Genomic DNA, 14,736 nt, shown 5'->3' with positions numbered 1-14,736 from the left:
CGAGTGTGGTGCGCCAAAAAATCGACGACGAATGAGAAAAGCGGACGTAATCGGGGGATATTTCCGGACGCGTGGCAGCCGGCCGCCCCCCGCTGATGCGGGCCCTCTGGCGTTTCGCGGACATTCCGGCTATGTTCTACGCGAACCCGTTGCCGCCCCTCGCCATGGACAGCAAGTCCCATCGACCCCAAAGCCGCGCCGAACGCAGCCTGCGTTCGGCGCTCGGCCTCGCGCGTCCGGCCGGACGCCAGGAAGACATTCCCGCCACCGTGCACGCGATCGCGGTCGCGCTCGACGAATGCCGCGTCCGGCACATCGACGGCGCCGCGCTGCTCGAGGGCACCGGCCTCGGCGCGGCCGAAGTCGCGTCGCCGAACCTGCACGTGAATCGCGGCCAGGAGCAGCGTTGCTTCCGCAACCTGCTGCGCTGCAGCGGCGTACCGTCGATCGGCCTGTCGATCGGCGCGCGGCTCCATGTGTCGACGCTCGGCCTCGCCGGTTACGCGATGCTGATCAGCGGCTCCGTGATGCAGGCGTTCCGGTGCATGAGCCAGTTTCCGCTGTTCATGGGGCTGTATTTCGACGTGCGCGTGCACGCGCACGCGGACGGGATGAGCGTGACGATCGGCCGCTACAACGGCGAACCCGACCTCGAGGTGTTCCAGACCGACATGTGCCTGTCGAGCCTGCGCCTGATCGTTTCCGATCTGGTCGGCAAGCCGGTATGGCCCGCGCAGCTGCATCTCGCCCGCCGCACGCCACGCAACGGCGCGGACTACGCGCGCCACTTCGACTGCCCGGTCACGTTCAATGCGGGCGAGAACCGGCTCGTGTTCACGAGCGTGAACGGCATGGAAGCCCCGCGGCTCGCGAACGAAGTCAGCTTCAATGCGCTGCACGGGCAATGCGAAGCGCTCGAACGGCAGTGGGCCGCGTCGGTCGGAACGCGTTTCGCCGATCGCGCGAAAGAGTTGATGGCGCGCGACCTCGCGCGCTTCAAGTCGATGACGTCGCTCGCGAACGCGCTGCACCTGACCGAGCGCACCTTGCGACGCCGGCTCGACAAGGACGGCATCACGTTTCAGTCGCTGCTCGACGACGTGCGTCGCCAGGAGGCGGTGCGGCTGCTCGACGAGCCGGCGCTGAGCGTGGCCGCGATCGCGGAGCGGCTCGGCTACAGCGAGCCGCGCAGCTTCCGCCATGCGTACCGGCGCTGGACCGGCAAGACGCCGCGCGCGGGCGCGAACGACTGAAATCGCGCGGCGCGCGAACGTCAGCCACTCCGCGCCGTACCGGCACTTCCCGGCCCCGTCATGGGCGATGCGCGCGCGCAAAGGCAAGGCGAAAAACGCCTGCCCTTGAACTTCACTTAAAGGTTACGGTTTGCCTCGGCAAGCGTATCGAGGCCATGGGTATGTGTCCTGCCATCCGACAAAATGGCGGCGCGTCGATTCCTGTCGACCCGGACGCGTGCGCCACACGCTCAAAGCACCTCGAAACGCAACCCGGCATGACGCACGAGGCGCTCGACGAAGCGCTCGTCGAACATCGTCGCGGGCGTCCAGAAGCCCCCGCCGCGCCCGGTCTTCTCGCCGTCGCGGCTGCAATCCAGCGCGAGGCTGAGCGCGGCCTGGCCCAGCATCTTCCCGGTCGAGCCGTAGCCCGGATCGCGATCGCCGGTGACTTTCACGCGCAGCGTCCGCCCGTCGTCGGCGCGCCCGAAGAAGCGCAGGTCGAAACGGCCGGCCAGTTGCGCGGCGACGCTCGGCCCCTCGCCGGGCTTCGGCAGCAGGAAGCGCTCCATCAGGCTGCGCGCCGGCTTGACGAGAACGACCGCCATGAACGCGCCGAGGCCGGCCACCATCGCGAGCGCGGCGAGGCGGCCCTTGAAGCCCGTGCCCGTGATGACCGCCTCGTCATACGCGAACCGGCTGCCGTACGCATCGTCCGCGAGCGCGTTCGAGCGATGCACGACGCGCTCGTTGATGGCCGCCATCACGAACGGCGCAATCCACGTGCCGCCGTCGCGATCGAATTCCGCCGACCGGACCGCGTGCTGCCGCACCGTAAAGCGATGATCCTTCGGACACAGCGCATACGGATCGAGCAGTTCGCGGCGCAACGCGGGATCGGCCGCGGCTTCGCGCACGACGTTGATCACGCTCGCGACCGTTCCGCCCGACGCGCCGCCCTTCAGCGTCTTCACGCGCATTTTCACCTGCGTGGCCGGCCGGCCCCACTGCCGCCGCGCGTGCTGCTGCAGGAACAGGACGCCGATGTCCGACGGCACCGAATCGAAACCGCAGCAATGCACGATGCGCGCGCCCGATTGCCTGGCCGCCGGTTCGTACCGTTCGATCATCCGCTTGATCCACTGCGTCTCGCCAGTGAGATCGCAGTAGTCCGTGCCGGTCTGCGCGCAGATCCGCACCAGCGGCTCGCCATACAGTGCGTACGGCCCGACGGTCGACACGACGACGCGCGTGCGCTCGCACAACGCACGCAACCGCGCTTCGTCGGCGGCATCGGCCACGATGATCGGCAGCGCCTGCCATGCGGCGCCCAGCGCGCCCCTGACCTGCCGGAGCTTCGCCTCGGAGCGGCCGGCGATCGCCCAGCGCAGCGATTCTCCGCTGCCCGACAGGTATTCGGACAGGTAGCGCGTCAGGATCTGCCCGACGAAGCTGGTGGCACCGAATACGACGAGATCCAGATCACAGGTCGGCTGGGTCATCGATGCTTCCTCCGAAACGGGTTGGTTACGAGCAGCCGGATTCATCGAACGGGTTCATCGAACGCTCCCCAATGGCGTCGGCAGATTCAGCACCAGCTGGGCATCCTTGACCACGTCGAACCGCACGATGGTGGATACACCGAGCCCGTCGAGCAGCTGGCTCAGCGGCCCGCCGTGCCGCACCAGCTCGATGCCGCGCGGCAACACGCGCTGTGCGAACGATAGCGTATTGGTCTGCACCGAACTCTGGTGCCACACGCCGTCGACGAGATTGACCATGGTATTCGTGCCCATCCGCGACTGCGACGGCACGTCGATCAGCGCGGGCGACGGTGCGTTCAGCGTCAGGTCCCGCCGGCCGTCCATCCCGGCGATCCGCGCGCTCACGCGTGCGCCGATGTTCATGTCGATATCGGCGAGCCATTTGGGCAGCTGATAGCCGTGCACGCCGCGCACCCGCGCGATTTCCGTGGTGACGGGCAGCGCCAGCACATGCGCGAAGAAGCTCCGGCGCCGCATCGCGTCGAGCAGCTCGAGCGCATGCGAGCCGCGCGCACCCGGCCGGCGAATCACGACCGCGACGGACACCTCGTCATACGGATCGTTGTCACAGACCGAATACGAAAAGAACGTCAGCGCGACCAGCCCGTAACCGGGAAATGCGCGCAGCGGTTCGAGCGGCACCGGCAGCGTGGTACGCAGGCGCTCGAGCGGCGCGAGAAACAGCAGCTGGATGCTGCTGGAGCGATAGTAGAAATTCGGCGCCCAGGTCGGACCGACGCGCGACGCAACCTGACGCTTCGGAATCCGACGGAAAAAATCGATGTTCCCGGCGGCGGGATCGCACGCGACCGCGTCGAGATCCGGATTCATCCGGAACCGGTCGTAGTACCCGCCTTCGGGAACATCGACCTTGTGGGGCCCGAATTCGACCTGTGTAAAGCGCCTGTCCATCTGCGTTGCCTCTCGTCGAAGATTGATCGTCGCAGGCAACGTGCGGGCCTGCTGATTCGCTACTGTCAGCAGGCACTCTAAGATTCAACCCGACTTCAAGGTCAAGGCCTCGACTAGAGGAAGCGGTCGGAACGCGCGGCCGCGATGTGATCGGCCGCGACATAGCCGAACGTCATCGCCGGCCCGATCGTCGAGCCGGGGCCCGGGTAGGTCTTGCCCATCACGGCCGCCGACGTGTTGCCGAGCGCATAGAGGCCGTCGATCACCGAACCGTCGGAACGCAGCACGCGCGCATGCGCATCGGTACGCAAGCCGCCCTTCGTGCCGATCTCGCCCGGGTCGACCCGCAGCGCATAGAACGGCGCACGCTCGATCGGCCCGAGGCATGGATTCGGCTTCGACGACGAATCGCCGTAGTAGCGATCGAACAGGTTGCCGCCCTTGCCGAATTCGGTATCGATGCCGGTGAGCGCGTAACCGTTCATCCGCTCGACCGTCTGCGCGAGCCCCCGCGCATCCACGCCGATCTTCGCGGCCAGCTCGGCCAGCGTGCCCGCGCGATAGATGACCGAGTCGAGCCAGCCGGGCGGGATCCTGCTGTCCGGCTGCACGCTGCCGGGCAGCAGCACGCCGCACGGATAACGCTTGCGATATTCGGCATCGAAGATCAGCCACGCGGGCACGTTGGCCTGCGTGTTCGCATGGTCCGCATACATCGCGTGGATCACGTCCGGATACGGCGCCGATTCGTTGACGAAGCGCCGCCCGAGCCGGTTGACCATCACGCAGCGCGGCGCCGAGCGCTCGACGAACAGCCCGCGCTGCTTCTCCTCGCCCGGCACGCGCACCGTCGGCACGCCCCAGACGAAGTCCATCAGCGCCACGTCGGCCCCGAGCGCGAGCCCCGCGCGGATGCCGTCGCCGGTGTTGATCGGCGGCGCCGCGCTCCACTCGGCGCGCGTCGGCTTCGGCAGGTATTGGTCGCGCATCGCCTGGTTCGCCTCGAATCCGCCGCACGCGAGCACGACGCCGTGCGTCGCACGGATGCCGAACGGCCGGCCGTCGCGCTCGACGACCACACCGTTCACGCGTGCGCCGTCTGCGTGCAGCGAGCGCATCGGCGTTGCGAGCCACAGCGCGATGCCGCGCTGCTCGAGCGCTGCGCGCAGGCTCGCGACGAGCGCATTGCCGAGCGTCAGGCGCCGGTCGCGCGGCGTGCGGCGCCGCCATTTGAAATCGGTGGCATAGCGCAGCATCAGGCGCGCGGCGAGCCGCAGCCAGCCGCGCTCCTTCGTGAGGATCGTGTGCGCCTCGATCTGCGTCATCGCGATGCGCCCGCCGATCAGCGTCGCCGGGGAAGGCGCGCGCAACGTGTCGAAATGCGCGCCGAGACGCGCGGCATCGAACGCCGCCGGCTCCATCGTCCGGTAGCCGGGCTTGCCGCCCTTGCGGTCCGGGTAGTAGTCGGGATAACGCGGCACCGCATTGAACCGCGTGTGCGCGTGCTTCGCGAGATACGCGACCATCTTCGGGCCATTGTCGAGATACGCATCGATGCGCTGCGCGTCGAAATCCTCGCCGACCACGTCGCGCAAATACATGATTGCTTCGTCGTACGAATCGCTGCCGCCGAGCGCGGCGATCTGGTCGTTGCAAGGAATCCAGATGCCGCCGCCGGACACCGCCGTGGTGCCGCCATAGACGGTGCTCTTCTCGACCACCAGTACCGACAGCCCCTGGTCATGCGCGCGCAGCGCCGCCGTCATCGCGCCCGCGCCGGAACCGACCACCACCACGTCGTACGTGGCGTCGCCGAACGAATCGTGTCGATCGTCGTACATGATCGCCTCCGCTCAGATCGTGGCAAGGCAGCTTGCCGCATCGGCCGGCACGTCGGCGAGCTGGCGCCAGGCGCCGTGCTCGCCGCGGTATTCGTGCACCTCGACGCTCGCGTGCCGCGCGGGCAGCTCGCCCACGTCCGTGTAGAACTGCTGGTACCACTGGCGCAGCCGATAGATCGGGCCGTCGCCTTCGCACAGCAGCGGATTGTCGACGCGCGTCTTGTGGTCCCAGATCGCGACGTCCTCGCGGAATGCCGACTGCGCGGCCAGCACGTAGCCGTCGACCATCGCGCGATTCTGTTCTTCCGTCAGCGCCGGATTCTTCTCGACCATCACGCCGAAGCGCAGCTCGAAGCTGTTCGTATCGATCGGCACGTGGCTGTTGAGCAGGATCGACCTGAGCGGCTGCCCCTGCGCTTCGCCCGTCATCAGCGTGACGTGGTATGCCGGGCCGAAGTAGGCCGAGTCGGCCGTCAACCCGCCGCTGCCGGCCAGCCGCGTGCTGCCGCCGCGCAGCTTCTGGTAGGCCACCGGGCCCGCGAACGTGTTGCAGAAGTAGTCGATCGGCGCGCCATGCACGGGGCCGAAGTGCGCCATGTCGGACTGGTTGTCGATCAGCTCGCGGCAGTTCGTGTCGATCACCCACTTGACGATCGCCCAGTCGCTCCACGCATCGGAGAAACACGCGTCGATGCGCGGAATTTCGACCGCCGGATCGGGCCCATTGCCCTCCGGATCGTTCCACACGAACAGCAGGCGGTTCTGCTCCATCACCGGCCACGACTTGATGCGCGCCTTCGGCGGGATGCGCTGCGAATACGGAATCGCAGCGCAGGTGCCGTCGCCGGCCCACGACCAGCCGTGAAACGGACACACGAGCGCGTTGCCGTCGACGTGGCCGCGCCCGAGGTCGGCGCCCATGTGCGGGCAGTAGCCGTCGAGGATTCGCAACTGCCCGTCCTCGCCCTGGAACACCGCCACGCGCGTGCCGAAGATCGACAGGCCGTGCGCACGGCCGTCGCGGTAGTCGTCGGCGAGCCCGAGGCAATGCCAGCCGCGCGCGTAGCGCGCGTCGATGGGTGCGGCATGAATCCGGTGAACGGGATGCCGGGTGGCCGGCGCGGATGATTCGGTCATGGATCGTCTCCTTCCAGTCGAAAGGCGCAGCCCTGCACTGCGTGGCGGACCGTGCCGGGAATATGCCGGGCGGGTCGATGCACCCGGCGCTATGTCACAAACAACTTATTTTGTGACGCATAATGGCACAAATTCCATTTTTGTGACAACGTGTGCGAAAATTCCGAACCGACGTATTCGGTCGGCTCATCGGCACACGCCGCGCGACGCACGGCAACGAGGAAAGGTATGGATCGGCAACTGCGCTGGGGCGACGCCAGCAGGATGGACAGCGTCAATGACGGGCGAAGCGCGATCCTGCGCGCCACGCTCGACGCGATGATCGAGCACGGGATCGACCGTTTGTCGATCGACGACGTCGCACGCCGCGCGAACATTTCGCGGCGCACGCTGTACCGCTACTTCGGCACGAAAAAGGAGCTGATCCAGGGCGTGATCGGCATCCAGAACGCCGAGTTCTTCGACGAGATGCAGCGCGCGCTCACCGCCTTCGAGCACGACTTCGAGGCCTACTGCGAAGAGAGCGTGTGCTTCGCGGTGCGCTATCGCGACCGTCATCACGGCGGCTTTCACCACAACTATCTGGCCACGAGCCTGTCCACCGACGTGTTCGGCTACATCGTCGAGAACATCGCGCCGATGTGGCAGCGCGTGCTCGAAAAGCCGTACCGTGAATATGTCGCCATGCACGGCGCGCGGGTGCCCGCGCTCGACGACATCATCGCGCTGATCAGCCGTATCGGGCTCGCGTACTGCCTGGTTCCGGCTGACGAGCAGGCGATGCGCGCGCAGATGCGCATCCTGTGGACGTTCCAGCGCGAGCCGGCCGGCAAGCCGGTCGCGGCCCGGATCAAGGCCGCGCGCTGAGCGGCGGCGCCCGCGCGATGTCGCGCAGCCCGGCCGATACCATCCGATACCGGCCTCGAACATTTCAACTCACACCGGACTACCCCATGACGACCTGCGGAGTTTCCGTCTCCGGCCGAACGCTCGATCGCGCCGACCTGCTGCTTCTCGTCGAAGGCTCGCCTGCGCCGCTTCGTCTCGAAGACTGCGATCTCGAAGGTGCGGACCTGTCGCGGCTCGATTTACGCGGCGTGCGATTCGAGCGCTGTGCGCTCGCGGGAGCGTCGTTCGTCGGCGCGACGCTCGCGCAGACCGCCTGGATTCGCTGCCGCGCGCGCCAGACGAGCTTCGCGTCGGCCGACCTCGAGGACGCGCAGTTTCAGTCCTGCGATCTCAACAACACGAGCTGGCGCCGCAGCAAGCTCGGCTCGGCGCGCTTCGACGAATGCAGGCTGACCGGCGCCGACTTCGAGGAATGCAAGTCGCTCGGCATCGAATTCGCGAACACGTTGCTGGTCGGCGCGAGCCTGCGCCGCTTCTCGTTTCGAAAAACGCGGCTCGTGGCGCTCGACTTCGCGGATGCCGATCTCGCCGGCACGGACTTTCGCGACGCCGTGTTCGAAGGCGGCAGCCTGCGCAACGCGCATCTGAACGACGCCCGGTTCGACGGGGCCGACCTGCGCGACGTGGAGCTCGGCGGCACGCCGAAGCTGCTCGCGTCGGGCGTGCTGCGCGGCGCGACCATCTCGTATGACCAGGCCGCGATGTTGATCGAGAATCTGGGGATCCGGGTCGCCTGACGACCGCACGCGCGTTGCTTCGCCCCGCGGCCGACATGCGCGACGCCGGCCGCGAACCGCGCATGTCGCATGTGCTGCCGGCAATCTGTCGAATATTCTCATCACTTCAGCCGCATTCCGACCGGCACACGTCACGCACGCCTTGGCACTCACGCTCGACGGCCCCGATCCATCGACGTGCGAATCACTAGGGAAAATCCGGAGACATCCTTACAGCGATTTACCTGATGATTCACAGGAACGCGATGTTTCGGCGATTTCGCTTTGCATCATGCTTTCGTTTTGCTTGACGATCCCGCTGCCGCCGCGCGGCAAATGCGACCATCGACACGTGAAACGGCCAGCGTCCGCGAGTCGCCAGGTGTTCAATACTTTCAACAACCCGGTCGAGAGCAATCGTGAGAATCCGTGGCCCGCTGGTGCGGTGGAGACGAGGCGATGCGCGCAACGTGCGTGCATCGATCTCGTCCACCGGCGACAGTGACCGCCGGCAAAGTCCTCGCCTGCATCTGTCGATCTACACCATCCTGTCCCGCCGTTCCGTCCGCCGTCACAACGCCGTCGCCGCGCGCGCATACGTCGCGATCCACACCGACGACGTGGCGTCGCTGCTGCCTTAGCGCCCCCCCTCCGTTCCGTTCGACCTGCGCATCGTGTCGCGTGACTCACGACAGGATCGGCTCGCGTTGCGTGTCGGCACGATTCGCTGCGCAGACCGGACGGACTCCTGATCATCATGCACCGCCGGCGTTCGTTTCGAGCGCCGGCCGGTTGCACACGTCCATCCCTTGAACCGTGGCGCGGCGAGCAGCCAACCGCCGAGCCCCCCGATACGAACGACAAGCCATGCAACTCCGCACCCTTCGCCGCACCATCGCAACCGCCGCCATGATGTCCGTCGCGGGCATCGCCGCCGTCGTCACCCCACACGCCCGGGCCGCCGGCGAGCTGAACATCTACAACTGGTCCGACTACATCGCGCCGGACACGATCCCGAATTTCCAGAAGCAGACCGGCCTGCACGTGCGCTACGACAACTACGACAGCGACGACACGCTGCAGGCGAAACTGCTGTCGGGCAACTCCGGCTACGACATCGTCGTGCCGACGTCGAACTACATGGCCAAGCAGATCCAGGCAAACGTCTACCAGCCGCTGGACAAGACGAAGCTGCCGAACCTGTCGAACCTCGACCCGCTGCTGATGAAGATGGTCGCCGACGCCGATCCGGGCAACCAGTACGGCGTGCCGTGGGCGTATGGCACTGACGGCATCGGCTACAACGTGCAGGCGGTGAAGAAGGCGCTCGGCGACAAGGCGCCGGTCGACAGCTGGGCGCTGGTGTTCGACCCGGCCAACATGGCGAAGCTGAAGAGCTGCGGCGTATCGTTCCTCGACCAGGCCGTCGACGTGTTCGCCGCGACGCTGCAGTACATGGGCAAGGATCCGAACAGCACGAATCCGGCCGATTACCGCGCCGCATACGAGGTGCTCAAGAAGGTGCGCCCGTACATCACGCAGTTCAACTCGTCGGGTTACATCAACGATCTCGCGAACAACGACCTGTGCGTGTCGTTCGGCTATTCCGGCGACGTCGGCATCGCGCATCGCCGTGCGGCGGAAGCGAAGCGTCCGTACGAGGTCCGCTTCGCGAATCCGCGGGAAGGCGGGCTGCTGTGGTTCGACATGATGGTGATCCCGAAGGACGCGCCGAACCGCGATGCCGCGCTGAAGTGGATCAACTACCTGCAGGACCCGAAGGTCAACGCGGGGATCACCAACGCGGTGTTCTACCCGACCGCGAACAAGGCCGCGCGCCAGTTCGTGAAGCCCGCGATCGCGCGCGATCCGTCGGTCTATCCGGCCGACGAGGTGCTGAGCAAGATGACGCTGCTCAAGCCGATGCCGCCCGAGATTCGCCGGCTCCAGAACAGGTTGTGGGCGCAACTGAAGACGGGGCGCTGACCGGTACGGGGGCGGCCAGTCGAGCCGCCCCGACAGATCGCCGGCACGCGCCGACGCGCTCCCGCGACGATCGTCCGCTGTTCGGGAAACGCCCGCGGATGTACGACCGCCGATCCGAACGGGCCGTGCCCGACTGGCTGAACGACCAGCCGCCGTCGGCAGCCGCCCCCCGGCGACTGACGCCCGGCCGCGGCCGCACTATCGCTGCGCCGGCTCCGCATGCGGCAACGCCGCCGCGAACGTTGCGTCGATGAAGCGGATCACGTCGTCGAGCGACGACGTGCACGTCGCGCCCGCGGCGAGCTCACGAAACGCGCCGTCGGGCCCGAGGCAGATGAGCGGCTTGCGCCAGCGCTGCGCCAGCGCGATCTACTCGGCGGTCCCGTGCCCGCCGGGCAGCGCGACGATCAGGTCGCTGCTCAGCACGTTCACGTAGTTCCGGTTGATGGTGTGCGGATCGGCGCCCGGTTCGCGGCGCGGCAGCGGCGTGAGGATCGGGATCTCGACGAACGGATGCGGGTAGCCGTCGAGCGGCACGAAGCCCGCATGCGGATCGGCCTGCGTCGGCAGGATGCCGATCGACCGGCCGGCCCGCCCCGGCACGCCGGCGAACGCGCGCGCGACCGCCAGCATCACGCCCTGGCCGCCGCCCGTCAGCAGGTTGAAGCCGGCCTGCGCGAGCCATGCGCCGAGCGGCTCGGAGAATGCGAGCCACGGTTCCTTGCCCGAGCCCATCACGCCGATCGTTCGGTGGTTGCGTTGCATCGTGTATTCCGGTGATGTGATGAATCGTTGAATTGAACCGCGACGCGGCAGCGGGATGCGAAACCCCGGCCGCGCGCCGCGCATCGTCATTCGAGTTCGACGCCCTTGAGCTCGGGGATCAGGAACAGCGTCGCGACCATGTCGAGCACGTAGAGGCCGGCGAGCAGCGCGATCGCCGTCTGGAACGAGTAGCGCGCGGCCAGCGCGCCGACCGCCAGCGGCCCGAAGCCGCCCACCGCACGGCCGATATTCCACAGCACGTTCTGCGCGGTCGCGCGCGCGGCGGTCGGATAGCCTTCGGACATCAGCGTGCCGTAGCCGCCGACCATCCCGTTGACGAACATCCCCATCAGCGCGCCGGCCCACAGCATCGCTGTCGGGTCCGACAGGCGCGCGTAGGCGATGACCGTCACGACCGAGCCGAGCTGGTACAGCAGGAACGTCGGCTTGCGGCCGATACGATCGGCGAGTTGCCCGAAGGTCCAGACGCCGATCATCATCCCGACGACGGTCACCGCGGTCCACAGCCCCGACTTCGTCAGCGAGAAGCCCATCTGTTTCGACAGGAAGGTCGGCAGCCAGATCATGATCCCGTAGTAGCCGAAGTTCTGGACCGAGCACAGGATCACGATGCCGAGGCTCGTGCGCGCGGTGCGCGCGTCGGCGACGAGCATCCGGAACGCGTTGGCGCGCGGCCGCGTCGCGCGCTGCACGAATACTTCCGGCTCGTGCAGCCGGTTGCGCAGCACCCACGCGAGCAGCGCGGGCAACACGCCGACCACGAACATCCCGCGCCAGCCGATATGGAGCAGCAGCAGCGGCGTCAGCAGCGCGGCCAGCAGCACGCCGGCCTGCCAGCCGAGCGCGACATAGCACGACACGCGCGCCCGCTTGCTCGCCGGCCACGCTTCGGCCGCGAGCGCCATGCCGATGCCGAATTCGCCGCCGAGGCCGATGCCCGCGATGGTGCGATACACGAGCAGGTCCCGGAAGCCCTGCGCGAACGCGCACAGGCCGGTGAAGACCGCGAACAGCATGATCGTCCAGGTCAGCACGCGCACGCGGCCGTAGCGGTCGCTCAGGGCACCGAACAAAATGCCGCCCGCGACGGCGCCGATCAGCGTCCACGTGACGAGCGCGCCGCCCTGCCCGGGCGTCAGCTGCAACGCCGCGGTGATCGCCGGCAGCATGAAGCCGAGGATCAGCAGGTCGAAGCCGTCCATCGCGTAGCCGAGCGCCGAGCCGGCCAGCGCCTTCCACGCGTACGCCCCGACCTGCCCGCCGCGCGGCGCCGCCGGATCCTCGAGCGCCGAAGATTTCATGTTTGCTGCCATGGTGTCCCGCCGGAAATGTCCGGGCGACATTCTAAAGCCTGTTCCCGCGCATGACAGGCCCGTGCACGGGCGCACGCAGAAAGCGCCGCGCTGCCCGCTTCCGGGAACGGAAGCAGGCAGCGGCGGTAATAAATTTGAAAGATGTTGAAGCCGGCGATCCCGCAGTCAGGCCGGGACACCGAAAGAACGGGATGAAGCGGAAGTTGTGAGGCCGGCGCGGGTCGAACGGCACCAGCGCGGTGCCGGTGCGGTGCTGCCTCAGCCCTGATCGTCCCCGGGCCACCAGGTTTTGGCCTCGCGGTCGACGAGCAGCGTATCGAGATCCCGGCCTTCGAGCCATTTGGGTCGCGGGCCGCGGCCCGACCACGAGCGGCCGGTCGTCGGATCGTAATACTTGGCAGGCGCCTTGCGTTTTCGCTGGACGATGTAGCCGAGGGCGCTCAGCACTTCCTGCTGCGAGATGCCCAACAGCTGGACCTGCTCCCTGAATGCCGCCAGTGCGGCTTGCTTCTCCTTCTGCTTGGCTTCCGACAGCTTGATGTTCAGGTCCCGAAGTTGTGCTTCGAGTTCCTGCAGAGCCTGGGTCATGTATTCATCCTCTTTGGGCATGTTTTTATTCAAAAAACCTCCGATGGCAGAACCTATCACGAAGTTCCGCCAATCTGTGTTGCGATGTGTGAATCGTTTGCCGGCATCTGTCAGGGTTTCGAAGTGTGCCGAACGCAACACCATCGTCGAAAACCGCATGACATCGGCACGCAACACCTGGCGCGCCGCGTTCGAACGCGCGGCGAGCCTTCGGCGGCGACCTCCTCGCCGCCTGGCGCCGCACCCTGGCACAGGCGCGGCATGGCGCGAATGATAGCAGTGCGCATCCGTCATGTTCGAGGACTTTTGCGGTCCGGCGCACACTCGCCGGCCTTGGCCCGCGAGCCTCGACGCCGGCACGGCGTTTCACGTGCCGAAGCGGCACCCGTCCCGCGCAATCCGCGCATGCAGCTTCGCACCGCGCGCGGCGTTCAGCGCGCTTGCATGGCCGACGCGTCCGGCCAGATGTCCGCGGAAATCCGGATGCGCGGCGCGGTTCCGCGACGCCGGCCCGTGGCGGATGCAGTTGGTCAGGATCAGGCGGCAGCCGCCGCGACGCTTGTCGTCAGCGTCACGAGAAAACCACGACCGAAGTCGTCGAGCCAGCGATCGCCGACGGCCGTCATGCTGCTTGACCGGTTGACGTGCGTCAAGGCCGGGCGCACGGCCAAACCTAGACTGGACCCATGGCCTCTCACCGGATGTCGGCAGTCACTCATCACAGGAATCCACCATGCGCATCACCGTTCATCTCGACACGTTCGCGCATGCCGGCCCGTCGGCGTATGCGATCGTCTGGCTTGATTTCGACGAGCAAAAGTGGTCGTGTGAAGGCCACTACGCAATGGCAATGCCGTCATGGGGGACGCTTGCCCGGACCGGCGACGGCATCCGGCTTGCCGTGCCCGATGCCAGCCGTCCGCTCATCGTCCTTGACGGCTTCGCGTCCGGCAATGCCAAAGCACCGAGTGTCGGCGCATCCGGCATGGCACGCTGGTACCCGCATGCCCATCACGCGCCGGATGCCGGTCGCTGGCGCGTGCAATGTCTCGATACCGAGCAGGCCGAACCCGAGCACCGGCTGTTTGCAGACGACGCACGCTGAGCGCGTCGCACACACGGCGCCGGCATCCTGGCTCGGTCGAGAGCCTCGGCCGAGACTGACGCGCGAACCGCTAATCTTCCGTTTCCGGAATCGCGTTGACGATCATCGAGAACAGCTTGCCGAGATCGGCTTCGAGCTTGACCCCGTCGAATGGATCGCGATTGGCTCCGAAGGCGAGATCAAGTTCCGCCCAGTCCTCGTTTGACAGCAACCGTCTCGCGGCCGGCAAAATCAGCGTCTCCTCGGTAAACCGGTGATCCGAATAGAACTCGGCATATTCATCCACCAGCGCCACCAGTGCCGCTAATGCGGGCGCCCCCTTCAACTCGTACCGGGTCAGCGCGTGTTCGAGATTGGTCAACATCCCGTCACCTCGCGCGTGCTGAGTCTCCAGTTCGTCGATCACGCCGTCGAATTCGGAAGCCACATCCCGCAATGGGGCAAACAGGTAGCGCTCCTCTTTCGGATGATGTATCTGCTCGGGGTACTCTCGAATGTAATAGAGCATCGCCCGGAACACCATGAGACCCGGAACGGGCTTGCCAGCCGCAAGCAGATGGACATAGCGCCGCATGCCCTCGACGACGGCAGACAGCCGCTCGTGCTCACGGAGGATGACGGTGATCGCGGCCCGTGGCCCCAACGGCGACATACCAGACCTCACGGA

13 protein-coding genes and 2 pseudogenes are annotated in these 14,736 nt (G+C 66.9%); 6 read left to right on the top strand and 9 right to left on the bottom strand.

Annotation, left to right across the window (positions count from 1 at the left end; genetic code table 11):
- Nucleotides 1–164 precede the first annotated feature (164 nt).
- Complete coding sequence (locus U4Z64_RS19285) at nucleotides 165–1,253, top strand: AraC family transcriptional regulator (RefSeq protein ID WP_321820680.1); 1,089 nt, start codon at nucleotides 165–167, stop codon at nucleotides 1,251–1,253.
- A gap of 230 nt (nucleotides 1,254–1,483) precedes the next feature.
- Here U4Z64_RS19285 and U4Z64_RS19280 read toward each other — a convergent pair whose 3' ends face one another.
- From U4Z64_RS19280 to U4Z64_RS19265, 4 genes are all read right to left on the bottom strand, one after another.
- Complete coding sequence (locus U4Z64_RS19280) at nucleotides 1,484–2,734, bottom strand: saccharopine dehydrogenase family protein (protein WP_321820679.1); 1,251 nt, start codon at nucleotides 2,732–2,734, stop codon at nucleotides 1,484–1,486.
- Between the two features lie 54 nt (nucleotides 2,735–2,788).
- Nucleotides 2,789–3,688, bottom strand: a complete 900-nt coding sequence (locus U4Z64_RS19275; RefSeq protein ID WP_321820678.1) for an acetoacetate decarboxylase family protein — start codon at nucleotides 3,686–3,688, stop codon at nucleotides 2,789–2,791.
- Between the two features lie 113 nt (nucleotides 3,689–3,801).
- A complete protein-coding gene (locus tag U4Z64_RS19270; protein WP_321820677.1) occupies nucleotides 3,802–5,529 on the bottom strand; it encodes an FAD-dependent oxidoreductase in 1,728 nt (575 codons plus the stop codon).
- 12 nt (nucleotides 5,530–5,541) lie between these two features.
- The gene (locus U4Z64_RS19265) at nucleotides 5,542–6,666 is read right to left on the bottom strand and encodes a Rieske 2Fe-2S domain-containing protein (RefSeq protein ID WP_321820676.1); all 1,125 of its coding nucleotides are present in this window, start codon (nucleotides 6,664–6,666) and stop codon (nucleotides 5,542–5,544) included.
- 228 nt (nucleotides 6,667–6,894) lie between these two features.
- Between U4Z64_RS19265 and U4Z64_RS19260 the strand changes: the two genes are divergently transcribed.
- From U4Z64_RS19260 to U4Z64_RS19245, 4 genes are all read left to right on the top strand, one after another.
- Nucleotides 6,895–7,533, top strand: coding sequence for a helix-turn-helix domain-containing protein (locus U4Z64_RS19260; protein ID WP_321802485.1), 639 nt, complete (start codon nucleotides 6,895–6,897; stop codon nucleotides 7,531–7,533).
- A gap of 86 nt (nucleotides 7,534–7,619) precedes the next feature.
- Nucleotides 7,620–8,312, top strand: a complete 693-nt coding sequence (locus U4Z64_RS19255; protein ID WP_321820675.1) for a pentapeptide repeat-containing protein — start codon at nucleotides 7,620–7,622, stop codon at nucleotides 8,310–8,312.
- 449 nt (nucleotides 8,313–8,761) lie between these two features.
- Nucleotides 8,762–8,932: a hypothetical protein gene (locus U4Z64_RS19250; protein WP_221622533.1), complete on the top strand. Its 171-nt coding sequence runs from the start codon at nucleotides 8,762–8,764 to the stop codon at nucleotides 8,930–8,932.
- A 268-nt stretch (nucleotides 8,933–9,200) separates the two neighbouring features.
- Entirely contained in the window at nucleotides 9,201–10,277 is a 1,077-nt protein-coding gene (locus tag U4Z64_RS19245; protein ID WP_415750584.1) for a polyamine ABC transporter substrate-binding protein, read from the top strand.
- Between the two features lie 198 nt (nucleotides 10,278–10,475).
- Here U4Z64_RS19245 and U4Z64_RS19240 read toward each other — a convergent pair.
- The 4 genes and pseudogenes from U4Z64_RS19240 to U4Z64_RS19225 form a co-directional block, all read right to left on the bottom strand.
- A pseudogene (locus tag U4Z64_RS19240) lies at nucleotides 10,476–11,042 on the bottom strand (DNA-binding protein).
- Between the two features lie 86 nt (nucleotides 11,043–11,128).
- Entirely contained in the window at nucleotides 11,129–12,376 is a 1,248-nt protein-coding gene (locus U4Z64_RS19235; protein WP_321820673.1) for an MFS transporter, read from the bottom strand.
- A 258-nt stretch (nucleotides 12,377–12,634) separates the two neighbouring features.
- Entirely contained in the window at nucleotides 12,635–12,964 is a 330-nt protein-coding gene (locus U4Z64_RS19230) for an H-NS family nucleoid-associated regulatory protein (protein ID WP_044847685.1), read from the bottom strand.
- 366 nt (nucleotides 12,965–13,330) lie between these two features.
- Nucleotides 13,331–13,507 (bottom strand): annotated as a pseudogene (locus U4Z64_RS19225) (RNA-directed DNA polymerase); the annotation flags it as partial.
- A gap of 190 nt (nucleotides 13,508–13,697) precedes the next feature.
- On the opposite strand from U4Z64_RS19225, the gene U4Z64_RS19220 reads away from it, so the two are divergent.
- Nucleotides 13,698–14,069, top strand: coding sequence for a DUF3564 family protein (locus tag U4Z64_RS19220; protein WP_044847687.1), 372 nt, complete (start codon nucleotides 13,698–13,700; stop codon nucleotides 14,067–14,069).
- Nucleotides 14,070–14,139: 70 nt separating this feature from the next.
- On the opposite strand, the gene U4Z64_RS19215 is transcribed toward U4Z64_RS19220, so the two are convergent.
- Nucleotides 14,140–14,721, bottom strand: coding sequence for a hemerythrin domain-containing protein (locus tag U4Z64_RS19215; protein ID WP_321820672.1), 582 nt, complete (start codon nucleotides 14,719–14,721; stop codon nucleotides 14,140–14,142).
- Nucleotides 14,722–14,736 lie beyond the last annotated feature (15 nt).

Origin of the sequence: Burkholderia sp. BCC1996, from assembly GCF_905339955.1 — a bacterium.
Lineage (GTDB): Bacteria > Pseudomonadota > Gammaproteobacteria > Burkholderiales > Burkholderiaceae > Burkholderia.
The sequence above is the reverse complement of the archived record's forward strand: the minus strand, read 5'-3'. Positions and strand labels throughout refer to the sequence as shown.